Annotated in this window: 23 protein-coding genes and 1 tRNA gene; 8 read left to right on the top strand and 16 right to left on the bottom strand. The window is 66.9% G+C overall.

Going from position 1 to position 25,778, the window contains the following annotated elements; translation table 11 throughout:
• The first annotated feature begins 84 nt into the window (after positions 1-84).
• Entirely contained in the window at positions 85-816 is a 732-nt protein-coding gene (locus ACZ5YD_RS07225; protein WP_379738921.1) for a DUF2103 domain-containing protein, read from the top strand.
• A 35-nt stretch (positions 817-851) separates the two neighbouring features.
• Here the strand turns inward: ACZ5YD_RS07225 and ACZ5YD_RS07220 are convergent, their stop codons facing one another.
• The 4 genes from ACZ5YD_RS07220 to ACZ5YD_RS07205 all read right to left on the bottom strand — a co-directional run bounded on the left by ACZ5YD_RS07220 (position 852) and on the right by ACZ5YD_RS07205 (position 5,461).
• Positions 852-1,952, bottom strand: a complete 1,101-nt coding sequence (locus ACZ5YD_RS07220) for a pyridoxal phosphate-dependent aminotransferase (RefSeq protein WP_379738918.1) — start codon at positions 1,950-1,952, stop codon at positions 852-854.
• 7 nt (positions 1,953-1,959) lie between these two features.
• A complete protein-coding gene (gatB, locus tag ACZ5YD_RS07215) occupies positions 1,960-3,447 on the bottom strand; it encodes an Asp-tRNA(Asn)/Glu-tRNA(Gln) amidotransferase subunit GatB (RefSeq protein WP_379738915.1) in 1,488 nt (495 codons plus the stop codon).
• A 92-nt stretch (positions 3,448-3,539) separates the two neighbouring features.
• Positions 3,540-4,661 carry a Brp/Blh family beta-carotene 15,15'-dioxygenase gene (locus ACZ5YD_RS07210; RefSeq protein WP_379738912.1) on the bottom strand — a complete coding sequence of 374 codons (1,122 nt, stop codon included), beginning with the start codon at positions 4,659-4,661 and terminating at the stop codon, positions 3,540-3,542.
• On the bottom strand, positions 4,658-5,461 hold the full coding sequence (locus ACZ5YD_RS07205) for a lycopene cyclase domain-containing protein (RefSeq protein WP_379738909.1): 804 nt from the start codon (positions 5,459-5,461) through the stop codon (positions 4,658-4,660). The genes ACZ5YD_RS07210 and ACZ5YD_RS07205 overlap by 4 nt, the downstream gene beginning before the upstream one ends.
• A gap of 317 nt (positions 5,462-5,778) precedes the next feature.
• Between ACZ5YD_RS07205 and ACZ5YD_RS07200 the strand changes: the two genes are divergently transcribed.
• Both ACZ5YD_RS07200 and ACZ5YD_RS07195 read left to right on the top strand, forming a co-directional pair.
• On the top strand, positions 5,779-5,913 hold the full coding sequence (locus tag ACZ5YD_RS07200; protein WP_379738906.1) for a hypothetical protein: 135 nt from the start codon (positions 5,779-5,781) through the stop codon (positions 5,911-5,913).
• 145 nt (positions 5,914-6,058) lie between these two features.
• Positions 6,059-6,655 carry a DUF7097 family protein gene (locus ACZ5YD_RS07195; RefSeq protein WP_379738903.1) on the top strand — a complete coding sequence of 199 codons (597 nt, stop codon included), beginning with the start codon at positions 6,059-6,061 and terminating at the stop codon, positions 6,653-6,655.
• 21 nt (positions 6,656-6,676) lie between these two features.
• On the opposite strand, the gene ACZ5YD_RS07190 is transcribed toward ACZ5YD_RS07195, so the two are convergent.
• The 4 genes from ACZ5YD_RS07190 to ACZ5YD_RS07175 form a co-directional block, all read right to left on the bottom strand.
• On the bottom strand, positions 6,677-7,414 hold the full coding sequence (locus tag ACZ5YD_RS07190; protein ID WP_379738900.1) for a hypothetical protein: 738 nt from the start codon (positions 7,412-7,414) through the stop codon (positions 6,677-6,679).
• 108 nt (positions 7,415-7,522) lie between these two features.
• A complete protein-coding gene (locus tag ACZ5YD_RS07185) occupies positions 7,523-8,779 on the bottom strand; it encodes a digeranylgeranylglycerophospholipid reductase (RefSeq protein ID WP_379738897.1) in 1,257 nt (418 codons plus the stop codon).
• 132 nt (positions 8,780-8,911) lie between these two features.
• Positions 8,912-9,775, bottom strand: coding sequence for a 2-oxoacid:ferredoxin oxidoreductase subunit beta (locus ACZ5YD_RS07180; RefSeq protein ID WP_379738894.1), 864 nt, complete (start codon positions 9,773-9,775; stop codon positions 8,912-8,914).
• Between the two features lie 3 nt (positions 9,776-9,778).
• Complete coding sequence (locus ACZ5YD_RS07175; RefSeq protein ID WP_379738891.1) at positions 9,779-11,524, bottom strand: 2-oxoacid:acceptor oxidoreductase subunit alpha; 1,746 nt, start codon at positions 11,522-11,524, stop codon at positions 9,779-9,781.
• 391 nt (positions 11,525-11,915) lie between these two features.
• On the opposite strand from ACZ5YD_RS07175, the gene ACZ5YD_RS07170 reads away from it, so the two are divergent.
• Together ACZ5YD_RS07170 and acs are read left to right on the top strand one after the other, a co-directional pair.
• Positions 11,916-12,563: an FAD-dependent oxidoreductase gene (locus tag ACZ5YD_RS07170; protein WP_379738888.1), complete on the top strand. Its 648-nt coding sequence runs from the start codon at positions 11,916-11,918 to the stop codon at positions 12,561-12,563.
• 100 nt (positions 12,564-12,663) lie between these two features.
• Positions 12,664-14,664, top strand: a complete 2,001-nt coding sequence (acs, locus tag ACZ5YD_RS07165; protein ID WP_379738885.1) for an acetate--CoA ligase — start codon at positions 12,664-12,666, stop codon at positions 14,662-14,664.
• Between the two features lie 169 nt (positions 14,665-14,833).
• Here the strand turns inward: acs and ACZ5YD_RS07160 are convergent, their stop codons facing one another.
• The 8 genes from ACZ5YD_RS07160 to ACZ5YD_RS07125 all read right to left on the bottom strand — a co-directional run bounded on the left by ACZ5YD_RS07160 (position 14,834) and on the right by ACZ5YD_RS07125 (position 24,473).
• A complete protein-coding gene (locus ACZ5YD_RS07160; protein WP_379738882.1) occupies positions 14,834-15,253 on the bottom strand; it encodes a VOC family protein in 420 nt (139 codons plus the stop codon).
• A 134-nt stretch (positions 15,254-15,387) separates the two neighbouring features.
• A tRNA-Gln gene (locus ACZ5YD_RS07155) sits at positions 15,388-15,461 on the bottom strand.
• 100 nt (positions 15,462-15,561) lie between these two features.
• A complete protein-coding gene (locus ACZ5YD_RS07150) occupies positions 15,562-15,993 on the bottom strand; it encodes a metal-dependent transcriptional regulator (protein WP_379738879.1) in 432 nt (143 codons plus the stop codon).
• A gap of 46 nt (positions 15,994-16,039) precedes the next feature.
• Positions 16,040-16,525 (bottom strand): ferritin-like domain-containing protein, encoded by a 486-nt coding sequence (locus ACZ5YD_RS07145; RefSeq protein ID WP_379738877.1) that lies wholly within the window; start codon positions 16,523-16,525, stop codon positions 16,040-16,042.
• Between the two features lie 166 nt (positions 16,526-16,691).
• Positions 16,692-17,900: a Fe-S cluster assembly protein SufD gene (gene sufD / locus ACZ5YD_RS07140; protein ID WP_379738874.1), complete on the bottom strand. Its 1,209-nt coding sequence runs from the start codon at positions 17,898-17,900 to the stop codon at positions 16,692-16,694.
• Positions 17,900-19,324, bottom strand: a complete 1,425-nt coding sequence (sufB, locus tag ACZ5YD_RS07135; RefSeq protein WP_379738871.1) for a Fe-S cluster assembly protein SufB — start codon at positions 19,322-19,324, stop codon at positions 17,900-17,902. The genes sufD and sufB overlap by 1 nt, the downstream gene beginning before the upstream one ends.
• A 52-nt stretch (positions 19,325-19,376) precedes the next feature.
• Positions 19,377-20,297: an ABC transporter ATP-binding protein gene (locus ACZ5YD_RS07130; RefSeq protein WP_379738868.1), complete on the bottom strand. Its 921-nt coding sequence runs from the start codon at positions 20,295-20,297 to the stop codon at positions 19,377-19,379.
• Positions 20,298-20,444: 147 nt separating this feature from the next.
• Positions 20,445-24,473 (bottom strand): DNA polymerase domain-containing protein, encoded by a 4,029-nt coding sequence (locus ACZ5YD_RS07125; protein WP_379738865.1) that lies wholly within the window; start codon positions 24,471-24,473, stop codon positions 20,445-20,447.
• A gap of 130 nt (positions 24,474-24,603) precedes the next feature.
• Between ACZ5YD_RS07125 and ACZ5YD_RS07120 the strand changes: the two genes are divergently transcribed.
• From ACZ5YD_RS07120 to ACZ5YD_RS07110, 3 genes are all read left to right on the top strand, one after another.
• A complete protein-coding gene (locus ACZ5YD_RS07120) occupies positions 24,604-24,780 on the top strand; it encodes a DUF7331 family protein (RefSeq protein ID WP_379738862.1) in 177 nt (58 codons plus the stop codon).
• Between the two features lie 124 nt (positions 24,781-24,904).
• Positions 24,905-25,297: a DUF7322 domain-containing protein gene (locus tag ACZ5YD_RS07115; protein ID WP_379738859.1), complete on the top strand. Its 393-nt coding sequence runs from the start codon at positions 24,905-24,907 to the stop codon at positions 25,295-25,297.
• The gene (locus tag ACZ5YD_RS07110) at positions 25,294-25,728 is read left to right on the top strand and encodes a DUF7346 family protein (protein ID WP_379738856.1); all 435 of its coding nucleotides are present in this window, start codon (positions 25,294-25,296) and stop codon (positions 25,726-25,728) included. Before ACZ5YD_RS07115 ends, ACZ5YD_RS07110 begins: the two co-directional genes overlap by 4 nt.
• Positions 25,729-25,778 lie beyond the last annotated feature (50 nt).

Raw genomic sequence — 25,778 nt, 5'->3', positions numbered from 1 at the left:
AAGCGTTTCCCACTCGAGCGCGCTCCCCGCGAGCGGTCCGCCCCATCACAACGCGTTTTTACCGCTCGCAGCCCTCCATCCGACATGGACTGCAGGCGGTGTGGAACGCCCCTCGATCGCCCGGGGGACTACTGTCTCACCTGCAACACCGCCAACTGCGACGGCGTCGTCGTCGAGTTTCGCGCCGACCGTGCCGAGTTGACGATGATCGAGGAGTCGACGGTCGTCGGCCGGACCACGATCACGACGATCCCCGAACGCGACGGCGAGGAGCTGGAGACGGTCCAGACGCGGAACTTCGCCGGCCGCGTCGCCGACGAGATACGTCGCAAACGCCCCGAGACCGTCTACGCCGCGGGCGAGCGCGACCCGCTCCGGGAGGCGCGCGCACAGCTCCACTACGAGTTCTACCGGGTTCCCGACGAGGAGGACCTCGTGGGCTGGGTGCTCGATCGCCGCGGCGAGCGCAGCCTCGAGGTCGTCGAGGCGGCCCCCGCCGAGAAGATCGGCGGCACCCACTCGACGCTCATCGGCGGTCGACCCGGTCGGACGGCGATCCGAACGGTCGCCGAGCATCCCCACGTGAAGAAGATCGTTCCCGGCCCCATCGACGCCGGCGGAACGGGCTCGCGAACCGGCCTCCGTGCGAAGGCGACGAGAGCCGACACGAACGGCAACGTCAGACTCCTGTTGCGGGACGGATCGAGCGTCCAGGAGAACCGCGTCGTCACCACCGCGATGGACCCCGAGACCGGCGAGCGCGTTCGAAGCGACCTCAACGAGGCGCTTCGGGACGCCGAGCTACAGGACGCCTGAGCGATCGAGGCGTTCGCGACGATCTCTCCCGTCGATCAGACGAATCGCTCGGCCAGCCGCTCGGCCGCCTCCTCGACGCGCGGCGTCACCAGCGCGAACCGGATCCAGTCCGTCCGGGTGGTCCCGAAGGTGTCGCCCGGCATGCCCGCGACGCCGATCTCGTCGATCAGCCGCTCGACGTTGGCTGTCGTCCCGGGATACCCCTCGAAGCGCGCGAGCACGTAGAAGCCGCCCTCCGGGGTCGTGTACTCCGCGCCCGCCGCCTCCAGCGCGTCGGTGAACGCTGCGATCCGCTTCTGCATCCGTTCCCGTGCGGCCTCCTGGTAGGCGGGGTCCATCCCCTCGAGCGCGTGGAGGACCGCGTACTGGGAGGGCCGCGGGCTCGCAACGTTGACGAGCATGTGTCTGGTCCGGGCGGCGTCGGCGTGTTCGGCCGGGAATACCCCGTACCCGACCCGGAATCCGGTGATCGCGAGCGACTTCGAGAAGCCGTCGGTCACGATCCGGTTGGGCGAGTCGACCGCGAGCGCGCTCTCGAACTCGCCGGCGTAGTCGAACTCGCGGTACACCTCGTCGGCCACGACGAGCGCGTCGTGGCGCTCGGCGGCCTCGATCACGGCCTCGACCGCCGCCGGATCGTAGACCGCGCCGGTGGGGTTGTTCGGCGTGTTCAACACGACGAGGGCGGTCTCGTCGCTCATCGCCGACCGGATCGCGTCGAGGTCGATCCCGCCGTCACGCTCGGTGGGAACGATTCGGGGGGTTCCGCCGAGCAGCTCCACCTTCCCCGGGTAATACGGGTAGACGGGATCGAGGAGGATCGCCTCGTCGCCGGCGTCGCGTTCGAACGCCCGCGCCATCGCGAGGTAGTTCGCCTCGCCGGTCCCGACGGTGATCACGACCTGATTCGCGTCGACCCCGCGGCGCCGGGCGATCGTCTCGCGTAGCTCGCGGAGGCCGTCGCTCGGGGGATACTGGAACGCGTCGGACTCGAGGTCGGCGTACGCCGAGAGCGCCTCCCGGAGCGCGGCCGGCGGCCCCCAGTCGGGGTTGCCGCTCACCATGTCGATGACGTCGCCGTCGGCCTCCGCGGCGTACTGCATCACCTGGAAGAACTTCGGCTCCTCGTAGTCCATGGCCGCCTCAGCCCTCCAGGCGGTCGCGAAGCAGGGCGTTGACCTCGCCGGGGTCCGCGGAGCCGCCCGTCCGCTGCATGACCTGGCCGACGAGGAAGTTGATCGCCCCGTCGTCGCCGTCGTGGTAGTCGGCGACCGCCTCCGGGTTCTCCTCTATCGCCCCCTCGACGGCGGCCTCCACCTCGCCCGTGTCGGCCGTGCCGAGCCCCTCGCGTTCGACGATCGTCTCCGGGTCCTCGCCGGCGTCGAGCATCTCGCGCAGGACGACCTCCTCCGCGTTCTTCGCCGTGAGCTCGTCCTCGTCGACCAGCTCGATCAGCCGCTCGAACTCGTCCAGGCGGTCGTCGACCTCGAGTATCCCCATGTCGCGGTAGTGCAACTCGCCGAGCAGGTTGTCCGCGACCCACGTCGCGGCCAGGTCGGGATCGAAGGTCTCGGCGATCTCCTCGAAGAAGTCGGCTATCTCGCGGCTGGAGGTGAGCTTCGAGGCCGACTCCTCCTCGAGGCCGTACTCCTCCCGGAAGCGCTCGCGTCTCGCGTCCGGCAGCTCGGGGATCGCGATCGACTCACGCCAGTCGGACACCTCGAGGGCGGGGAGATCGCCCTCGCGGAAGTAGCGGTAGTCCTTCTCCTCCTCCTTCGAGCGCATCGAGACGGTGATTCCCCGCGATTCGTCCCAGTGGCGCGTCTCCTGTTCGACCTCGCGGCCGCGACGGACGGCGTTCCGCTGGCGGGTGACCTCGTAGGCGAGCGCCTTCTCCGCGCCCCTGTGGCTCGAGATGTTCTTCACCTCGGTGCGGTTCGCCTCCGCGAGCGCGTCCGCGGGGATCGACCCGTCCGACTCGACCGCCGACTCGGGCACGAGCGAGATGTTGGCGTCGACGCGCAGGCTGCCGTCGCGGTTCGCATCGAAGACGCCGAGGTACTCGAGGACCTCCTCGAGCTTCGCGAGGAACGCCCGCGTCTCCGCCGGCGACCGGAAGTCGGGCTCCGTGACGATCTCGACGAGCGGCGTGCCGGCCCGGTTGTAGTCGATCAGGGTGTACTCCGCCGTCTCGATCGACCCGCCCTCGTGTCGCAGGGAGCCCGGGTCCTCCTCGAGGTGTGCGCGGGTGATCCCGATCGACCGGCGCGTTCCCTCGACGGATATCTCCAGCTCGCCGTCCGCGCAGATCGGCGCGTCGTACTGGGTGATCTGGAAGTTCTTCGGCAGGTCGGGGTAGTAGTAGTTCTTCCGGTGGAACGTCGTCCGCTCGGGCACGTCGGCGTCGAGGGCCTTGCCGATCTTCACGGCCGCCTCGACGGCCCCCTCGTTGAGGACCGGAAGCGCCCCCGGCAGGCCGAGACAGGTCGGACAGGTTCGGGCGTTCGGACCTTCGTCCTCGGTCGGCTCCGTCGAACAGCCGCAGAAGATCTTCGTGTCGGTTTCGAGCTGAACGTGGACCTCCAGCCCGATGACGACCGCCAGCTCCTCCCGTGCGGTCTGGGTGCTCATTGGAACACCGTTGTGAGTGCGCTGTGTAAAGCGTGTCGGGTCGCTGTGTAGCGCGTATCGGGTCGCTGTGGACGTGTCGGGTCGTTTCGTTCTCAGAGGAGCCCCTGCTCGCGGTCGAGTCCGGCCACGATCGCGGCGTGCGGGAGCGTCAAGGTCGCGACCGTCACCAGATAGACGCCGATCAGCTCGACCGGCGTCCCCGGTGAGCGCGGGACGGCGACGACGATCCCGCCGAGGAGAAGGAGCCCGCCCGCCGAAAGCGGCGCCGCGTCGCGAGCGAACCGCCGCAGAGCCGGGGCGATCCGCCCCGCCGAAAGCGACGGCGTCGACCGGGCGTCGAGCGCCGTCGCCCGCACGACGTGTCGAAGCGAGTGCCAGACGCAGAAGTAGGTCCCGACCGCGAGCACCGGCGGGACGAGCCCGAAGAAGGCGACGAGCAGCGCCGTCTCGCCCGCGTCGAGCACCCACCCGCGAACGGCATCCATCCGGCGTGCCCGAACGCCGCCGACGGCGAGCGTCCAGGCGGCGAGCCCGCAGATGCAGACGAGGATCGCCACCCGCACGTCAGCACGGAGGAACGGCTCCAGGGCCGCCGCGGCCGCTTCGCCCGCCGCGGCCGCTTCGCCCGCCCCGGCCGCTTCGCCCGCGAACGGACGAACGAGCAGCTCCGCGACGGCCGAAAATCGGTCGGGAAACGCGACGAGCGGGAGCCCCATCGGGATCGCGCCCCGAACCGCCGCGGTCGCGGTCCGCATCCCCCGCGTCTCGAGGTGTTCGGCGCCGGCGAGCGACGCCAGCGGATACAGCTCGCCGGTCCCCCAGTGGAACCACGTCAACGCGATGAAGCCCCCGAAGGCCGCCATCGGTCTCGTGAACCACGCGATCGCGTACAGTCCGCCGAGGACCGCGTAGACGACCCCGACGCTCGCGAACCAGCGCCGACCGGGGCGCTCGTCCCTCGCTCGCGGGAGCAGCAGGTGGTCGACCGCGCCGTGGGGCAACCCGAGCACGACGACGCTCGCCGCGAGCGGGATCCACCGGTACCGCGGCGGCACGGACGCTCCGAGCGCGAACGCGGCCGTCATCCCGGCGAGTATCGCCCACCCGGGCAGGAACGCGACGCGCGCGAGGGTCTCCCGGGTCGCTTTCGGTTCCCGGGTCGCTTTCGGTTCCCGGGTCGCTTTCGACTTCTCCCTTGCGCCCGGATCAGTCATCGATCCCCTCCCCGTTCCGTCGTGGCGGTCCCGTTGCCAGCTGCCGTTCCCGTTCCCGACTCGACCAGTCGGACGTACGCGAGGAGTCCCTGAACGAGAAACACGTTCGTGGCGAGGAAGAACGCCCCCTCCTCGATCGGCAGCCCGAGGGGCGTGATCCCCGTCGTGTGGTCGCTCGAGATCCGCCAGAGCCCGAGTCCGATGGCGATCCGGTCCGCGAGACAGAGGTAGAGCGTCGGCACGCACACGCCGAGCGCCAGCGTTCGCCGTCGCCGGACGAGGGCACGCCAGTCGTAGGCCCACTGCACCGCGAGGACCGGCCCCGCCCACAGGAGGACCGCGCCGAGGTACGCTGCCGATCCGTCGAGCCATGCCGATCCCTCGAGCGGTGACGACCCGCCGAGCAGCGTCCACCCGACGGCGCCGACGAAGATTCCGGCGAGGGCGCCGACGAGACGGTCCCACGGGGACATCGACGGCGACCCGACCGCCGAAAGCTGGAACTGCGCGGTCCACGCCAGCGTCAACACGGGCTGTAACAGGAAGAACGCGTACTCGCCGAGCGGGACCCCGAGGATCCGTCCCGCCACCACGCCCTCGCCGTACCACCATACGCCGGCTTCGATCAGCCACGCGTCCCACGGCGTCGTGTACGCGACCGCCGCGATCGAGAGGATCGCCGTGGCCTCGAGCAGTCGTCGGTCGAGACGCGAGCGGCGCCACGAGACGGCGACCAGCGCGAGGATGGGCGGCGCGAGAAACAGCGCGTGAAACTCGAAATAGGTGAGCGGTGGGATCATGTGGTGGTGGGAGGCTCGCGCGGTCGGCCGATTCGATCCGGATCGACGTCTCCTCCCGAGGACGCCCCGGGGACGCCCCGACGACGACCCTCGGCCCGTAGATTCTTAACACAGTGGGCGGAAGACGATCCTGCGCACTCGACGTGCGCAACGGAGGGGAAGCGCGCCTGCAAGCACAGCTTCCCCTCCGCGGCCCCCAAACGGGAGCGTTCGCCGGTTCGCGCCGATGCGATAAAGATGTGACGTGTTCTCACGCCACTCTACGGCGTCGATCGCCGTCGTCGCGCCCGATTGCGGGTCGAGCCGAAGGAGCCACGATGAAGATCGGATTGACCTGCACGAGGTGTGGTGCGCGTCTCGAGCGCGCGAGCGAGAACCGCGAGTTGACCGAGACGATCGACTGTGAGTGTGGTGCGATGTACGCGGTGACGGTCTCGACGCTGCGGGGCTAGCATCGGCCCGGTCGGCGACGTCGGTTCGGCCGGGACTGCCTTCCCGCCGATATCGACCGGGACTGTCTCCCCGCCGATACCGGCCGGGACTGCCTCCCCGTCGATCGACGGAGCGCTTTTCCGATCGTCCAACGGAAACTCGGACATGGAGCGGACGCCGTCCGGGACGCCTGTCGGCGTCGACGACCCCTACGCGGTCGCCGGCGTCTGTGATCACCTCACCGACGACGGTCGGTGCCGATACGCCCTCGAGAACGCCGGCGACGATCGTGGATTCATCGCCGACCGACGTCGTGACGGGTACGCCTGCCACGTCGGCGAGGCCGATCGCTGGCGCGCGTGTCCCCACTATCGATCGACGACGGACGGTCGAAGCTGTCGCCGCTGTGGACTCGAGGAGGTTCGGATCGCCCACGAGGACGCCCGTCCGCTGCTGGAGGAGCATCACCTCGCGTACGCCGACGCGCCGTCCTCGGTGCAGTTCGACGAGGAGGACGACCCCGGTGGCGGGGGCGAAACCGATCGCCGGAGCGGGGACGACGAGGGGAACGCCGGCCCCCACGAGATCACCGTCTCGCTGTGTCGGTGGTGTCACGCGAAGGTGCACGGCTCGTTCGCCCGGATCGACGACGACGCGAGTCCCGATCCGGAGGCGATCGCCGAACGCGAGCGTCGGCGAAGCGCGGAGCTGTCCGAACTCGAGTTCGAAACCGCACGCGATCGATACGACGGCGAGGAGTGAGTTCCCTTTCGGTCCGCCCCGTCAGTCGTTCCCCTTCGGGCGCACGACGTCGGCGAGCGCGACGAGGAGGCCGAGCAACCAGCCGGTCGGGATCGCGAGCGCGAACCACATCAGGACGTAGCCGGTCCCCTCGAGCGTGAAGTTCGCCCGGATCCACGCGTTGAGTCCGCCGAACGCGAGCAGGGTGTCGAGGATCCACACGGCGAGTTCGGTGCTGTTCGGAAAGATCACGTTCCCGAGCGACGGCGTAAAGAGGGCGGCGACGACCGGCGGGAGGAAAAGCGCCGTCATCGCGAAGGGATACGCGAGCGCGACGCTCGTCCCCCTGCCGCCGACCTTCGCGAAGAGCGCCGCGAGGCCCGCGGAGACGACGGCGACCACGCTGGCCGCGGCGACGGCGAGGAACGCCTCCGCCGAGAGCTGGATGCGCGTGATTATCGTCAATAGCCCCCACACGAGCGTCGCGACGCCGACCGCGCCGACGATCCCGAGGCGGGTCGCAGCGGAGTCCAGCCGCGCGGCGTAATACCGCGTCGCGAACCCGACGAGCAGGAGGGGATAGCCGATCACGACGAGCGGGATCCCGATCGCGGCCCAGAGGTTGTAGGCGGCCTTTTGTGGTGTCGTCTCGGGCTTCCAGCGGCCGAGGACGCTGCCCGCGTCCAGCTGGCGTGGGAACACGAGCTCCATCCACGTCGCGTGAAGTCGCGCGACGTCGATGCGGATCGCGCCGAGCAGACCCGGTGTCCGTGGTTCCATTGTGCACCACTCACTCGCGGGGTAACGTGAACTTTGTGTCTTTCCGGATTCCGTCTGACGTTCCCCGACCTGCTTCGAGCCCGTCGTCCTCGGGCGTATCGATCAGGACTAGTCCCCGCCCCAGCGGCTGGATCCCTCGAGGAACCGCTCCTTGGCGAAGCGTCCGAGCAGCGAGACGTCGCTCGCGTGCAACAGCTTCCGGAAGGCGCCCCGGTCGCCGGCGTTGATCCGTGCCAGCGTATCGTTTCCCGTGCTCCGAAGGTCGCGCATGAGCCGATCGTAGCGGTCGTTCGAGGCGAGGTAGAGGAGCTCCGTCATCAACAGCCGGCTTCGGACCCGCGGGGCGACGCGATCGTGCCAGAGGTCGTCGTAGATCGACATGTTCGCCGCCGAGGTGTCCGGCTCCGCGGGCGTGAGACAGCGGTCGGCGGTTGCGGCGGCTGCGCGCCCCGACTTCATCCCCTTGTGGATCCCCTCGCCCCAGAGCGGGTCGATCGTCGGCACCGTGTCGCCGATCGCCATGAACCCGTCCGTGCTCAACTCGTCGGGCAGTTGAATGTGGGCGGACCCGCGGTGGACCTTCCCCTCGATCCGGGTCGCATCGGCGAACCGCGGGTCGGACTCGAGCCAGCGGTCGAGATAGCCGTCGATCGTCATCCCCTCCTCGGCGTGTTCGCGATGGCGGTCGTTCTGGATGTAACAGAGCCCGACCTTCGCCGTGTCGCCGCCGGTGTGGAAGATCCACGAGTAGCCGCCGGGAGCGACGTCGTGATCCAGCCGCAACATCATCGCGCCGTGGAGGTCGGCGTAGCCGGGCGCGTCGACGTCGATCCCCTCGAGTTCCCACTCGATGCCGATCGCCTGGTTCTCCCGTTTGAGGTCACAGACGTCGAGCGCCTTCGCCAGCGGCGCCGCGGGGCCGGTCGCGTCGATCACGACGTCGGCGTACACCTCCTCGCTGCCGTCGTAGCGGACGCCGACGACCGATCCGTCCTCCTCGATCGGCGCGGTCGCGCGCGAGTCGAAGCGGTATTCGGCGCCCCTCTCGCGGCCGTCGGCGACGAGCCAGCGTTTGAACTCGGCGAACTCGAGGACCGCCCCGGGCTGGTCGCGCACGTAGAAGTCGTTCGGCGACTCGAGGACGACGGAGTCGGTGAACTGCATGACGACGTCGTCGGGCACGCCGAAGGCGGCCATCATGGAGGGGAAGGTTCCCGCGGTCGATTTGTTGCTTTGACGCGGGAACTCCGCTTCCGGCTCCGTCTCGAGCACGAGGACGTCGTAGTCCCGCGCCGCGAGGTCGCGGGCACACTGGGCGCCCGCGGGGCCGGCACCGGCGATGACGACGTCGAAACGATCGCTCATACCCGAACGTGTCCCGTATCGCTAATGAGTGTTGTTGATACGCCTCGTTCCTCCGGCGAATTCCGTCCCTTCGAGGCGGTCGAAACGAGGGATGAAGCGGTCGTTTTCGAACCGGGCTGAACCGGCCGCGCTTCAGTAGAACTCGCGGACGAGGTCCATCGCGTCCTCGGGGGCCCCGTCCGGAATGTCTGACATGTCGGCGTCGACGCCGTGACGCTCGCCGTAGGGGACCGACTCGTCGTCGCGGTAGAGGACGCCCTGATACTCCTTTTCGGAGTCGAGGATGACGTCCTTTGCCGCCTCGCGGTCGGTCGGGTCGTGGTCGGTCTCCGCGAGATCGACGAGCGAGTCGCGGAAGTAGTCGTAGGTGTCGACGTCGTTGAAGGTGACACACGGCGAGTAGACGTTCACGAAGCCGAACCCGTCGTGTTCGATCGCCTCCTGAACGATCTCCTGGTGGCGCATCGCGTCCGAGGAGAACGACTGGGCGATGAACGACGCCCCGGAGGCCAGCGCGAGCGCGTGCGGGTTGACCGGCGGCTGCTGGGGACCCTCCGGCGTCGTCGAGGTCTCGAAGTCCGACCGCGAGGTCGGCGAGGCTTGCCCCTTCGTGAGCCCGTAGATCCGGTTGTCCATCACCACGTAGGTCATATCGACGTTCCGCCGCACCGCGTGGACGAAGTGGCCGGCGCCGATGGAGTAGCCGTCGCCGTCGCCGCCGGCCACCATGACCTCGATGTCGGGTCGCGCGAGTTTGACTCCCGTCCCGACCGGAAGCGCGCGCCCGTGGACGCCGTGGAGCGCGTAGCTCCGCATGTAGGTGCCGATCTTGCCCGAGCAGCCGATGCCGGCGACCACGAAGGTGTTGTCGGGATCGTTGCCCGTCTCCGCGAGGGCCTTCATCATCCCGTTCATCGTCCCGAAGTCGCCACAGCCCGGACACCACGTCGGCTGTTTGTCCGTCTTGAAGTCGGTGAATCGAACGTCTGAGCTCATGAATTACGCCTCCAGCGTCTCCGTTATCTCACGTGCGAGCTCGTCGGCCTTGAACCGCACGCCGGTGTATTTGTTGATGCGTTCGACCCGCTCGAGCACGTCGTGTTCGATCAGGTCGGCGAACTGTCCGGTCGCGTTACACTCCACGACGATGACGTTCTCGGCCGCGCGAACGTCCTCCGTCAGATCCGGCCGGGGGAAGACGTAGGGCACCGAGACGACGCGGACGTCGATCCCGTCCTCCTCGAGGAGCTCGAGCGCCTCGACGAGCGCGCCCTCGTTCGAGCCCCACGTGATGACGAGGGTGTCCGCGTTCTCCTCCCCGAACTCACGGGGTTCCCAGTCCTCCCGTTCGCGTGCGGTGTCGACCTTCCGGGACCGCTTGTCGACCTGCTCGACGCGCATCTCCTGGTCCTCGGTCCGACGACCGAGTTCGTCGTGTTCGAGCCCCGTCGACATGTGTGCACCGCCGTCGGTGCCCGGGAAGGCTCGCGGCGAGATACCGTCCTCGGTCACCTCGTGGGGTTTGAACTGTTCCTTTTCGGTCTGGTGTGCCTCGATCGAGTCGTCGTCGACCACGAAGCCGCGGTCGATCTCGACGTCGTCCATGTCGAACCGCTCCGGCTCGAAGGTCTGTTCGGTCACGGCCAGCGACAGGTCGGCGGTGAGGTAGACCGGCGTCTGGTACTTCTCGGCGAGGTTGAACGCCTCCACCGTCTTCCAAAAGCACTCGTCGATCGTGGTCGGGGCGACGACGAACCGCGGGATCTCCCCGTGTCCGCCGTACAACATCCCGTTCAGGTCGCCCTGCTCCTGTTTCGTCGGCATCCCCGTCGAGGGTCCCGACCGCATCACGTTACAGATGACGAGCGGGGTCTCCGAGGTGGCGACCAGCCCGAACGTCTCCGTCATCAGGTCGATCCCGGGACCGGAGGTCGCCGTCATCGATCGCGCGCCGCCGCGGGCCGCGCCCAGCGCCATGTTGATCGCGGACAGCTCGTCCTCCGCCTGCACGACGTGGCCGCCGTATCGCTCGATCCGTCCCGTCAGATACTCCATCACGTCCGTCGCGGGCGTGATCGGGTAACCGGAGTAGAACCGACAGCCGGCGGCGATCGCGCCCATGCCGATGGCCTGGTCGCCGTTCAACAGGACGTAATCGTTGTCGGTGGTCTCAAGCTCGTAGTCGAACTCGTGGTCGAACTCCTCGTCGACGTACGACTGGCCCGCGCGGGCGGCCTCCTTGTTGTTCTCGACGAGCTTTTTCCCCTTGTTCCCGAACCGCTTTTCGAGCGCGGAATCGAGGTTCTCGATCGGGAAGTCGGTGACCTCACAGGCGGCCCCGAGCGCGACGACGTTCCGCATGATCGCGCCGCCAGCCTCCTCGGCGAGCCGCTTGAGCGGGACGTCGAGCCCGATCATCCCCTCCGGGATCTCGATGTCGGCCATCGTGGTTCGTTCGCCGTCGTAGATGATGACCGACCCCTCGTGGAGTTCCGGGCGGTTCTCCTCGATCGTTCGGGGCGTCAACGCGATCAGGACGTCGAGCCGGTCGACGACGCTCTGTACACGATCGACCGACGTCCGCACCTTGTAGGCGGTGTAGCCGCCGCGGATCCGGGACGCGAAGTCCTTCGAGGTGAAGACGTGCCGACCCGAGCGTGAAAGCGCCTGGGCGAAGATCTTGCCCGTCGAGTCGATGCCATCGCCGGCCTCCCCGCCGATGGCCCAGTTGAAGTCCGCAGGCATTCTGTTTCGGTGGTTCTCTTGCACCAATCAAAAGACTTCTGAAAGCCCACCCACAACTAATCCTCACGATCGTCTACTTATAACCCGAATTTCGGTGTGTAATCTCCCGAAAGCGAATTAGCATGGGTATTCATCCCGGAATGTCAATCACATCTCGACGATCCGGGGACGGCGATCGGGCGAGGGTTTCGACGGGCGTCGAATGGCCTCGTCCCACGAGCCTCACCTGCTCCGTCGACCCCACCCGCTTCGTTCGAACTGGTGGACCCACTGGTCCGGTCGTCGAAGTCGTCCGTGACGGGACCCGTCGCCGAAGTCATCCGTAACGGACTCCCCAGTCATGGTCATCCGCGACGGGAACTGGTTTGTGTGTGAGCGATCAACCGTTCGTATGGACGCGACCGTCACCGTGGCCGCCGTCGAGGAGGTCGGACCCGACACCGTTTCGATCACCTTCGAATCCCCGGCGGGGTTCGAGGCCGAACCCGGACAGTTCCTCAAGCTCACCGGCGTCGTCGACGGCGAGGAGTACTCGCGGTTCTACACGCTCTCCTCGCCGGACGTCGAGTCGACCTTCGAGACGACCGTCGCCATCGATCCCGATGAGGGCGGTCCCTTCTCCGAACACCTCGCGTCCCTCTCGCCGGGTGACGAACTCGAGATCGAGGGTCCCTTCGGGAGCGACTACTACGAGGACGAACCGCGGGTCGTCGTTCTCGCCGGCGGTCCGGGGATCGGCCCCGCGGTCGGCATCGCCGAGCGCGCGACGGCGGACGGCAACGAGGTCGCCATCGTCTACCGCGACGCGACGCCGGCCCACCGCGATCGGCTTGATGCACTTCGCGAGCGCGGCGCGACCGTTCACCTCCTCGAGGACGACGCGGCCGAACTGGCCCCGAGCGTCGCCGACGTCGTGACCGGCGCCGACGGCGAACAGGTGTTCGTTTACGGGTTCGCGGACTTCCTCGAGGAGGCGACCGCCGCCCTCGAGGCGGCCGGAGCGGACCGCGACGCCGCGAAGATCGAGAACTTCGGGTAGGGTGTCGGCTCCCTAACCCCCCGACGCAGTCGTCGGATTTCGACGGCGATCGCGGGAAGTACCATACGTTTATAGCCGGCGATGTTAATCATCGATCGTAATGTCTGGTACGGACGAGGAAGCCGAACTTGAAGCACGACTCGCGGACCAGGACGTCTTCGAGCCCCCGGAGGCGTTCTCACGGCAGGCGAACGTGACCGATTCGGACATCTACGAGGAGTTCGAGGAGAACTGGCCGGACTGTTGGGAGGCGGCGGCCGACCTCCTCGAGTGGGAGTCCTCCTACGACCGCGTGCTCGACGACGACGACCCGCCCTTTTTCGAGTGGTTCACCGGCGGCGAGTTGAACGCGTCCGCGAACTGCCTCGACCGTCACCTCGCCGACCGCGGCGATGAGGCCGCCATCGAGTGGGTCGGCGAACCGGTCGACGAGGAGAACAGGACCTACACCTACGCGGAACTCCACCGCGAGGTGAACGAGGCGGCGGCGGCCCTGCGCGATCTCGGCGTCGAGGAGGACGACGTCGTCACGATGTACATGCCGATGATCCCGGAGCTGCCGGTCATGATGCTCGCGTGCGCGCGAATCGGCGCGCCCCACAGCGTCGTCTTCGCCGGCTTCTCCGCGGACGCGCTCGCGACGCGCATGAACTCCGCCGACTCCGAGTACCTGATCACCTGCGACGGCTACTACCGCCGCGGCGATCCCCTCGACCACCTCTCGAAGGCCAACGAGGGCCTGGCTGGCGTCGACTCGGAGACGACCACCGTGGTCGTCGACCGCCTCGGGCCCAACGGTGACGACTTCGGCCACGACCTCGGCAACGATCAGGTCGACTACGGCGACCTCCTGGCCGACCACGAGGGCGCCGAGGTGGACCCGGTCACCCGGGACGCCGAGGACATGCTGTTTTTGATGTACACCTCCGGCACCACGGGCAAGCCCAAGGGCGTCAAACACACCACCGGCGGCTACCTCGCGTGGGCGAGCTGGACCTCCCAGGCCGTCCTCGACGTCAAGCCCGAGGACACCTACTTCTGTTCTGCCGACATCGGCTGGATCACCGGCCACTCCTACATCGTCTACGGCCCCCTCGCGCTCGGCACGACGACCATGATGTACGAGGGGACCCCGGACCACCCCGACCGCGACCGGCTCTGGGAGATCATCGAGGAGCACGAGGCCACCCAGCTGTACACCGCGCCGACGGCGATCCGCGCGTTCATGAAGTGGGGCGCGGAGTACCCCGACGCACACGACCTCTCGAGCCTCCGACTGCTCGGGACCGTCGGCGAGCCCATCAACCCGCGCGCGTGGAAGTGGTACTACAAGCACATCGGCGACGAGGACTGTCCCATCGTCGACACCTGGTGGCAGACCGAGACCGGCGGCATGATGATCACGACCCTGCCCGGGATCGCCGACATGAAGCCCGGATCCGCCGGCCCGCCGCTGCCCGGCGTCGACGTCCGGATCGTGGACACGGCCGGCGAGGAGATCGGCGCCGGCGAGGCCGGCTACCTCACGGTCCAGAAGCCGTGGCCCGGCATGCTTCGCACCCTCTACAACAACGACGAGCGCTACATCGAGGAGTACTGGGCGGAGTACTCCGACGTCGACAGCGACGACCCCGACGACTGGGTCTACTTCCCCGAGGACGGCGCCAAGATCGACGACGACGGCTACATCACCGTGCTCGGCCGCGTCGACGACGTGATCAACGTCTCCGGCCACCGGCTCGGAACGATGGAGATCGAGTCCGCGATCGTCGGCGTCGAGGGCGTCGCGGAGGCCGCCGTCGTCGGCGGCGACCACGAGATCAAAGGCGAGGCGGTCTACGCCTACGTCATCACCGAGGAGGGCTACGAGGAGACCGACGAGCTTCGCGACCGGATCGTCGCCGGCGTCGAGGACGCCATCGGCCCGATCGCGCGACCCGAGCAGGTCGTCTTCACGCCCGAGCTCCCGAAGACGCGCTCCGGAAAGATCATGCGCCGCCTCCTCGAGAACATCGCGAACGAGGAGGAACTCGGCAACACGAGCACGCTCCGCAACCCCGAAGTCGTCGCCGACATCCAGGAATCCGTTCAGGGCGACTGACTCGGCGGCTCGACCGCTCTTCCGATCCGTCGACCGCTCTTCCGATCCGTCGACCGCTCTTCCGATCCGTCGACCGCTCTTCCGATCCGTCGACCGCTCTTCCGATCCGTCGACCGCTCTTCCGATCCGTCGACCGAATTTTGACTGTTCGAGACGCTACCCTGCCGCTCTACGTGCTCACCACTTCGAGGAGGTTCCCGTCGGGGTCCTCGAAGAAGATGATCCGCGATCCGCTCTGGGTCCGTTGCGGCTCCGCGATCGGCGCGGCCGACTCCGGAAGCGACTCGTAGAAGGCGTCGATGTCGTCGACCTCGAAGCCGGCGTGTTTCGATCCGAGCTGGTTGACCGTCTCGGCTCGCACGGCCTCGCCGGCCGGCTCGTACTCGACCAGCTCGATGCGCGCCCCGCCCGCATCCAGGTGGGCGAACTTCGCCGTCACGTCCTCGACGCCGATCGCGGTCGCGATCCCCTCTCCGTCGAGGGTGAACTCCGCGGCCACCTCCAGCCCGAGCGTGTCCCGGTAGAAGGCGAGCGATTCCTTGAGGTCCTCGACGATCAGTCCGAAGTGGTGGGCCTGTAGTTCGACCATGTCGGTGGTCTCGTCGGACGGGAGTTAAACCCCGTCGATGGGATGTCGACGTCGGACGGCGATGGTGGTGACGTTTCCTCCGAGCGGATCGGCTACGACGATCGTTGCAACTCACGGATGGTTCGCCAGAGTAGTAGTCCCGGGCGGATTCGAACCGCCGTCCTGGGCTCCAAAGGCCCAGATGATTGGCCAGCTACACCACGGGACTTCCAGTTCGTAGCGAGGCACGTGCCCCTTGTGAGTATTTCGTTTCGATCGGAATCCCTGGGACGTCGTCGCTCCGTGGTCGACGGCTCGTGGCGCCGTCGTCAGTCCGCGCCCTCGAAGGCCGCCTCCAGACAGCTGCAGGCGTCGGCCTCCGGGTCGAAGCAGTCGGGACACTCCGGCTTGCGGTCGATGATCGTATCGAGGCGGTCGGCGACGGTGTCGTCGATCACGGCCTCAAGTTCGCGGGCCTCCGCGCGGAAGTCCTCGACGGCGAGGACGTTCGCGAGGAACCGCTCGATGATGCAGTAGGTCTGTAACGCGTCCCTGGCGCGGACGATCCCGTCCTCGGAGAGCTGTACGCCCTTGTACTTCTCGTGGTCGGCGAGCCCCCGGGACTCGAGTTTGCCGATCATCTCGTTGGCGCTCGCGGGGCTCACGTCGAGCGCGTCCGCGATCGACCCCGTCGAGGCCGGTCCGTCCTCCTGTCTCTGGATCAGGTAGATCGTCTTGAGGTACTGGTCTGCGGTGTTCACGGCTGGTCCTCCTCGATCGTCTCCGTCGGTCGGTCGTGGGCTCCCCTCATCGTTCCTCCATGATCTCGGTTACGGCCTCGACGCCCTCGGCCTCCTCCTCGCGGATCGCCGACAGCGTCTCTACAAGCTCCTCGCGGTCGATGGCGAACGTCGCGTCCGACGCCTCGATCGCCTCGATGAGGTCGTCGTAGAACTTGTAGGCCGTCTCCTCGTTGCACAACGCGTCGTACAACACGCCGTCGAAGTCCTCGGGCTGGGTCCGGCCGTACCGGGCCTCGACGAGCCCCTCGATCTCCTCGAAGGGCACGCTCTCGACGTCGAGCCCCTCGATGAGCGCCTCGAGACGCTCGCGGTGTTCGGCCGACTCCTCGGCGGCGTGCTCGAGCAGCTCCTCGATCTCCTCGTCGAGTTCAGCGTCGAGGCTGCGGTAGTGGTGGTACGCGCGCGCCTCGACGACCTCCTCCAGAACGATTCCGATCTGTAGGAGGCGAGCGAGCTGGTCGTCGGAGGCGATTCGACTTCCGACGCTCATCGAACACCCCCGATCGGCGATACCGGTCGCATACACGGTTCTCCGTGGGTGATCGACTTAAGGAGTTCCCCTCGAAGACGGACCGGCCGTCGAGAAAACGTCCCGCCCGCGATCGTGGGCGGTCTCCGATGGCCGGCCTCGGGTCGCCGGCCAGTTCGATCGTCGGCTACTCCAGTCGCGCCTGGACGAGTTCCTCGAGGTCGTCGCGGAACTCGTCGACCGCGATCTCCTCGAGGACCGGCACGAAGAAGCCCTCGACGAGCATGTTCCGGGCAGTGTTCGGGCCGATGGAGCGGCTCTCCATGTAGAACAGCTCCTCGGCGTCGACCTGTCCGACGGTGGCGGAATGGGACGCCTCCGTGTCGTGGTTGTGGATGATCAGCTTCGGCGACGCGTCGGCCTCGGCGTCGTCCGAGAGCATCAGCGTGTTCTCACGCTGGTAGCTCGAGGTGTTCCAGGCGTCCTCGCCGACGTCCTGGACGCCCTCGTAGACGGACCGTGCGACGTCGTCGAGCACGCCGCGGGTGACGAGGTCGGCGGTCGTGTTCTCGGCCTGGTGCCACACGCGGGCGTTGATGTCGAAGTGCTGGTCGTCGTGGCCGAAGAACGCGCCGACGATCTGGCTCTCGGACCCGTCGCCCGAGAGGTCGGTCTCGATGTCCGAGCGCGTGAGCCGGGAGCCGAGGTTCCCCTCGATCCAGTTGATCGTGGCGTAGGTGTCGGCGTCCCCGCGTTTGAGCGAGTAGGTATAGGTCTCCTCGTCGAGGTTCTGCAGCGAGCCGAACTGGACGTGGGAGTTCTCGCCGGCCGCGACCTCCACGAGGTTCGAGAAGTACCGCTCGCCCTCGAGGGAGTCGCCCGTCTCGATGCTCTCGAGGATCGTGACGGAGGACGACTCCTCCGTGACGACGAGCGTCTGGCTGAACAGCGAGCGGGAGTTCATCTCCGCGCGCACCGTCACGTCCTCGGCGGCGACGCCCTCGGGCACGTAGACGAACGTTCCCGTGGTGAAGAGCGCGACCGAGAGGGCCGTGAGGTAGTTCTCCTGCGGGTCGAGCACGGATCCGAAGTTCGCCTCGATGACGTCTCCGTACTCCTCGAACGCCTCCGTGAACGGCAGTACGACGGCGCCCTCGTCGCCCTCGCGCTCCGTCACGTCGGCCTGATCGAGGGGGTCGACGAGCGACTCGAACTCGAGCGCCTCCAGGTTCGTCCAGCGACGGCCGGGCGTCTGGATGACGTCGGGGAGATCGAGTCCCTCGAGCGCCGCGAGCGCCTCGAGGCGGATCTCGAGGAGCCACTCCGGCTCGTCGCGCTCCTCGGCGATCCGTCGAACCGTGTCCTCCGAGAGGGAGGCGGGAAGCTGCGCGCTCATTATCCCAGGCTCCCCTCCATCTCCAGTTCGACGAGTCGATTCAACTCGACGGCGTACTCGATGGGCAACTCCTCCGTGATCGGCTCGATGAAGCCCGAGACGATCATCTGCTTGGCGTCGTCGTCGTCGAGGCCGCGCGACTGGAGGTAGAAGATGTCCTCGTCGCCGATCTTCCCGACGGTCGCCTCGTGGGCGACGTCGACCTTCGATTCGTTGATCTCCATGTACGGCATGGTGTCGGAGGTCGACTCGTTGTCGAACATCAACGCGTCACACTCGACGGCGGTCGAGGAGTTCTCGGCGCCGTCGGCGATGTGGACGAGCCCGCGGTAGTTCGTGCGGCCGCCGTCCTTGGCGATCGACTTCGACTCGATGGTCGACTTCGTGTTCGGCGCGTTGTGGTACACCTTCGCGCCGGTGTCGATGTCCTGGCCCTCGCCCGCGAAGGCGATGGTGATGTGGTTGTCGGAGGCGCCGCGACCCTTGAGGATCGTCGACGGGTACAGCATGGTGGCCTTCGAGCCCATCGAGCCCGAGATCCACTCCATGCGGCCGTTCTCCTCGACGATTGCGCGCTTCGTGTTGAGGTTGTACGTGTTCTTCGACCAGTTCTGGACGGTCGAGTACTGGACGTGGGCGTCCTCGCCGACGAACACCTCGACGCCGCCGGAGTGGAGGTTGAACGCCGAGTACTTCGGCGCCGAACAGCCCTCGATGTAGTGGACCTCCGAGCCCTCCTCGGCGATGATGAGCGTGTGCTCGAACTGGCCCATCCCCTCGGAGTTCATCCGGAAGTACGCCTGGACGGGCATGTCGACGGTCGTGTCCTCGGGCACGTAGACGAACGAGCCGCCCGACCAGATCGCGCCGTGGAGCGCGGCGAACTTGTTGTCGCTCGGGGGGACACACTTCGTCATGAAGTAGTCGCGAACGAGGTCCTCGTGCTCCTGGACGGCCTCGTCCATGTTGCAGAAGATGACCCCCTTGTCCTCCCACTTCTCGCGCATGTTCTGGTAGACGACCTCCGATTCGTACTGCGCGCCGACGCCGGAGAGCGCGTTCTTTTCGGCCTCCGGAATGCCGAGCTTGTCGAAGGTGTCCTTGATCTCGTCCGGGAGCTCCGTCCAGTCGTCGACGCCCGCCCGCGTCTCCACGTCCGGGCGGATGTACGGGACGATCTCGTCGACGTCGACCTCCGAGAGGTCGGGCTGGCCGGGCCAGTCAGTCGGCATCGGCATCTCCTGGAACTGCTCGAGCGCGCGGAGGCGCCGCTGCAGCATCCACTCCGGTTCGTCCTTGTCCTCCGAGATGAGGCGGATGGTCTCCTCGGTGAGGCCCTTGTCCGCCTGGAACGCCGACTTCTGTTCCTTCTTGAACTCGAAGCGGGCTTCGGTGTCCGTGTCTTGTAGATCTTCTGAACTCATTGTTCGTTGGTTACGTCTCCGAACGTATATGTGTGCGTGTAATCACGGATCGTTACGCGGTCTCGTAGACTTCCTCGCGGACCCAGTCGTACCCCTCGTCCTCGAGCTCGTTCGCGAGCTCGGGACCGCCGCTTTTGGCGATCTCGCCGTCGAGCATCACGTGGACGTGATCGGGCTCGACGTACTCGAGGATGCGCTGGTAGTGCGTGATCTGGAGGACGCCCGTTCCCTGCTCGTCCCGGAGGGCGTTGATTCCCTCGGAGACGTCCTGGAGCCGGTCGATGTCCAGTCCCGAGTCGATCTCGTCGAGAACCGCGATCGCGGGCTCGAGCAGGGCGGCCTGAAGCACCTCGTTTTGCTTCTTCTCGCCGCCGGAGAAGCCGGCGTTGAGGTACCGCTGCATGAACTTCTCGTCCATGTCGAGGAGATCCATCTTCTCTTTGAGAAGCTGCTGGAACTCGGCGACGCCGATCTCGCCCTCGTCGGTCGGGCCCTCCATCGGGGAGCTGTCGTAGCCCGACTCATCGTCGTCGTCGGCCTCTGCCTCCTCGTCTTCGTCCTCGAAGAGCTCCTCGCGCTCGTCGTGTTTCGCGTTGAGCGCCTGCCGCAGGAAGCTCGTCATCGTGACGCCCTCGATCTCCGCCGGGTACTGGAACCCGAGGAAGATGCCGAGCGCGGCGCGTTCGTTCGGCTCCAGATCGAGGAGGTTCCAGCTGTAGTCCTCCTCCTCGAGGTCGGCGTCGACGTCGGCGAGGTCCTCCTCCTCGAGGTGGAGGAGGATCTCGCCTTGGGTCACCTCGTAGGCCGGGTGACCGGCGATGACCTTCGCGGTCGTCGACTTTCCGGATCCGTTCGGTCCCATCAGCGCGTGGATCTCCCCGGAGGAGACCTCCAGGTCGACGCCACGGAGGATGTGTTCTCCGTCCTCTTCGGCCACTTCGGCGTGGAGGTCGTTGATCTCGAGAGTTGCCATGAGTGTGATTCCTCGTGTGCGGATAGTGGTCGCTACCGCGGTTAATGGTTACGGATTCACCCGTGCAAACGACTCTCAACGGAAAAATTTCTTTCCGAAACGGAAAACGAGGGCGATGGGGGAGGGAAAGCGGTCCCGCTCCGCCGGTTACATGTACTGGCCGAGTCCGCTCTGTTCCTGGCCGGTCTTGACCTCGTCCCAGCTCATCCCGAGCGCCTCGATCACTCGCGAGATGGGCCCCTTCAGCGTCTTCTCGAGCATCTTCTCCCAGTCGATCCGGAACTCCTCCGGAATCTCGTCGGCGTACTCATAGCAGATCACGTCCGGGTCCCGCTTGAACTCGCCGTAGAGGGGATCGGTGTGGGGATCGAGTCCGCGCTCCTCCTCCATGCGCCGCCAGAAGTCGGGGTGGACCTTCTCGAGGTAGAGCCGCTTCGGCTTCGATCCCCGATCGAAGTTGGTCCCCAACATGAGGTTGGCGTACTTCGCGCCGCGGACCTGTGCCGTGTCCGTCTCGTAGGCGTCGAGGCGCTTTCCGATCCCCCCCGGAATGCCGATCTCCTCGAGGTCGACCTCGCCGGAGAGGAAGTCGTCGATGACGTCCGAGAGGTACGACTTCACCTCCTCCATGTCGTCGTCGATGTCGTCCCCCGTCACGATCGTCTCGATGACGCGCTTTTGGACCTCCTTCGTGATCGGCGCGATGTCCGACCGCTTGTACTCGAAGCCGGTGATGTCGATGTCGTCGACGTCCTTGCCCTCCTTCCAGACGATGTGGCCCGCATAGCGCTTCTTGCGGCCCGCCTGGAAGAAGCGACGGTACAGCTTCTCGAACTCGATCTGGAAGCGGTGCATCTCGGCGTTCAGCTCCTGGCGCGCGAAGTCGTCGTACCGCCCGTTGATGTGGTCCTCGATCGAGAACGACTGCTCGATGGCGGACTCGACTCCCGTGTCTTGTCCAAGTTCCAACATGACGGAATCCGTATCTCCATATACCACTTCATTGTCAATTTCGGCCGCCGCCTGCTCGGTAAACGAGATCACCTCGCGTCCCGTCGCCGTGACGGCGGCTGCGCCTTCCTTGTCGTAGAGCCGGAATCGATCCCACCCCGTCACGCCGTACAGCGACTGGCCGACGAACTGGAACGTCCCGTTTCGCCCGGCGAGAAGCGTGTGGTTGTCCGCGACGGTGACGCAGTACACGCCCTCCTCGGCACGGCTCGTCGATCCGCTCCGGTGCATTCGAAGCGTGTTTTTGCCGTTCTCGGTCGCGTAGATGCGCCACGAACCGCTGTCGTGTCCGTAGTTCGCCGTGATTCCCAGGTGGGCACAGAGCCTGAGCACGTCGTCTCGAAGCCGTTCGCTCGAGGTCGTATAGCGCCACGAGCCGGGTTGGCGATCGCCGTCGCCGTCGATGAGCGTCTCGAGGAACCGTCTCTTCTGCTCCGCGCTCGCCCCGAAGATGAACTCGGGGATCCGCTTTTCGAAGCTTCCCGCACCACACGCGTCCTCCAGGTACCTTCCGAGCAGTTTCGAGGTGAACTGATAGCTCCGGTCGTCGACGTAGTAGTCGAATCCGAGATCGTCGAGGGTCCCCCCGATCGTGGCGTGCGTGTCACAGCCACCGCCGTCAGTGATCGGGGCAACTGTCGGATCGTCGCGTGCTGTCTGTGCGATCTGGATCGACGTCGCGACCCCGCGAACGGCGTCGCCGAATCGCTTCTCCTCCGACGTGTACACGCTGCCCTCCGTGATGTACCAGGCGAGCAGCGCGAGGAAGTCGTCTCCGTCGTAGGTTCGTGGGATCCACTTTCGGCCGGATTCGCGGTGAATGAAGCTCGTCTCACAGACCGACTCGACGTACTCGCGGTGTTCCTCGAACTCCTCGGCGGTGAACACGTAGCCGGTTTGCCCGACGTCCGCGTTCGGGACGCGCCGCGGCGTCCAGCCGAGCTCGGCGGTGAACGTGTGGCCGTGGACCTCGGGGCGAACCCACACCTCGTATTCCCCGTCGACGAGTCTCGTGAGATCGACCTCCTCGATCGGCTCGCCGTCCGGCCCGTCCCAGCCGTGGGGGAGCTCGTAGTTCGTCGCGCCATCGAGATCGCCGGCCTCGATGAACCGATACTCCTCCTCGGTGATCCCGTTCGTCTCGTTCTTGCGAACGAGCATTCGGTGGTTCGGCGTCACGCTTAGGTCGATCTTCGAGGTCTCCATGTTCACGAGCTGGCCGCGGTACTCGGGGTACGCGTGCGTCTCCGTGACCGGCTTGACCTCCATCCGCATCGTGTCCGGATCGAGGGAGTAGACGTCGTCACCGATCTCGAGGTCCGTGATCGGCCGGACGCCATCCGGCGTGAGGACGTCGGTGTCCGGCGTGAAGCAGTTCATGATAACCTTGACAGCTGCCTGCTGTCGGTCGTACTGCTGGTACGGTTGGGTCCCCGGATCGTGGTCGTTGCGCAGCTCCTTTTTCCGTTCGCGCTCGGTGAGCAGTTCGTCCACCATCTCGCGCATGATGCCGTCCGGCTCCTTGCGGAAGTGGGTCCCGTTCGGCGCGACGTACGTCTCCTCGTCGTACTCGTCTGGATCCACCTTCGTCTCCGGGCCGGCGTTGATCGTCACCATGCACATCGGATAGAGCGATTTCAAGTCCAGGACGGTCACCATCTCCTTCACGCCGGAGATCGGATCGAAGACGGCCCCGCCCTCGAACTCCTCGGACTCCTGTTGGCCCTTCGTCGGGAGCGCGAACTTCCCGTGGGCCTTCTGGAGGACGTAGACGTCGACCGCGTCGCCGGGCGTCGGCGCGTCCTCGAGCTTGCAGCCGACGAACTTCTTCACCTCGTTCCAGAAGTCGATCAGGTTCTGCTTGCGGTCGATCTCCACGCACAACTCGACGTCGCGCAGGTTGTACTCGAGCAGGCGTTCGGGGTCCTGTTCCCACAGATCCCCGATGTCGCCGGCGTAGCGCTCCTTGCCGACGTCGAGTTCCGTCTCGCCGACGGCGTCGAGCCGGTAGGACTCGAGCTCGGTGAACTGCGTGCGCTTGTAGGCGTAAAGCAGGTCGAAGACGACCCGCCCCTTGACGTCCGGACCGCCCCATCCCGACCGCCACACCTCGCCGATCCGCGAGAGGCGATCGACGGAGAGGTCGCGATCGGTCCGCGAGTCGAGCCGCTCGAGGCGATCCAGGAGGTAGGGCGCATCGAAGTCCTCGAAGTTCCACCCGCAGGTGACGTCGGGATCGGTATCGACGATGTAGTCGATGAACGCCTCCAGCATCGCCTCCTCGGTCTCGAAGGACTCGACGCGGACGGCGAGGTCCCCGTCGTCGATCCCCTCGTACCCCGGCAGGTCCTCCGGCGGCGATACTTCGCCTTCGGGCGCATCGTAGAGCCAGACGACGTACTCGTCGTCGTAGGAGTCGTGGCTCGTCAGACAGACGATCGGCTCCTCGCCGTCCTCGGGAAACCCGCGTCGGTCGTCGACCTCGATGTCGAAGGTGTTCACCCGGATGTCGGCCTCGACGTCGGCCGGCTCGAGGTGCTCCTCGCCGACCTGCAGCCGCTCGTCGTCGAGCCGCCGTTCCTCGATGCGGATCCCGCCGGCGATGCCGTTGTCGATCAGGAAGCGATTGGGAAACAGGATGTCGGCCTCGAAGGTGGTCTCGAAGTCGTCGCGGATGTTCCCGACGTCCCGCGGCGTTCGGGCGACGATCCGCGTGAGCGGCTCCCCGCGGATGCTCTCGTAGGGTTCGCCCTCGGCGTCGGTCTCGCGTGTCCCGATCACCACGTCGTACTCGTCGGCCGGATCGCGGTCCAGGTCGGCCGTCGGCACGTAGAAGTACGGCTCGACGCCCAACACCCGAACGTGCTCGGCGACGTCCTCGCCGTTCGGGTTCGGTCGGCGTCCGAAGACGTGCACCACCGGGTACTCGTCCGTTCCCCGCCCCTCGACCGCGTAGTCCACCTGCGTCACGGCCAGTTCGATCGTCCCCTCCGAGTCCGGGAACCGCGTCTCGTCGACGTCTATCACGTCGTGGACGTGGCCGCCGCTGCCGCCGGCGACCGCGCGCGCCTCCTCCCGGACGACGTCCGCGGACCGCCCGTCCGTCGATGGATCGGCCGCGGAATCGTCCTCGGCGGAGAACTCGGAGAGCCCGGTCTGCGTCATGGGCTCCCTTCGGGTTACCCCCTAAAAAGAGCGCCCATTCGCCGGGTGCGACCGGGCGTCGAACCGTCCGGGGCCGGCGGATATCGTCCCGACGGAAAGACATTTACCGTGGTACGACATACCACGGTTCATGACGTCTGATGCCCACGCGAACGGTACGCAGCGTTCGGACGCCCGAACCGCTCGAGCGGCCGCGATCGACGTCGAAGCCTACGAGGACGGCGACAGCGTCGTCCTCTTCGATGCCGACAATCCGCTCGCGTGGGTCGAGGCCAGCCGGTCGGTCCGGCTCAGCGACGCCGCCTAATCGGCCGTTTTCGATTCGATCGGTCGTCGTCGCGGTCTCGCGGTCGTCGCGTCGACTTTACGGGACTCGACATCACGCCGACCACACCGGAACCCATTTTTCGCGCGCGCTCCAACGACGAGCCGTGATTCCCCTCGAGGACGCCGACCGCGACGACGGCGACGAGGGGAGCGGCGAGTTCGCCTTCGACGAACCCAGCCCGACGGAAGTCGATCTCGCCCCCAAAGCGCCCTCCGTTTCGAACCCGGCCGACCGGTTCTCGGAGCCGACCGGTGATCTGGGCGATCCCGGCGATCTGGACCCGCGAACCCACCGGACGTTCGTGATCTGCGTGCTCTACTCGAACGCCGCCCTGTTCGGGGTCAGCCTCGGAGTCATGATCTGGTACTTCCGGGGCCGTCTCCGCGTCGGGGCGGCCGTCGCCGTTCTCGGTCTCCTCGCCGGGATCCGAACGTATCAACACTACCGGTCCTGGCAGCAGTACCGCCGCGAGCGCGACGCGGAGGAGAGCCCATGAGGACCGTTCGCGACGAATCCGGACGCCGGTACCTCCTCGTGAAGCGTTCGAGCGACTCGAGTCTCGTCCGCGACCCACACACCGGCGAGCAGCGGTACCTCCCGACCGCGGAGCTGGAACCGGTCGACGGGGCGTCGCTCCTCGAGACGGCCGCGACCGCCGTCGATCCGGACGTTCGCCGGCTGATCACCGCGGTTCACGGCGAGCGTGGGCTGGGCGTGCTCGTCGAACTCGTCGATCGGGGTCCGATGTCGGTCCTCGAGCTGCTCGACGTCGACACGCTTTGTGAGTCGGACCTACACGGACTCCTCGCCGAGTTCCGCGCGGCCGGACTGATCGCGGAGGTCGAAGTCGACGGACAGCGGGGATACGACGCCACCGACGCCTGCGAGCGTGCCGTTTCGCGCCTGCGGGAATCCGGCTCGGAGTGAGCGGTGAGATCGCTCCCCGTCCTCTGAGCGAGCGGTGACGTTGCGCTCCG

Source organism: Halopenitus salinus, assembly GCF_055397165.1.
This window is presented reverse-complemented; position numbering and strand designations above follow the sequence as displayed.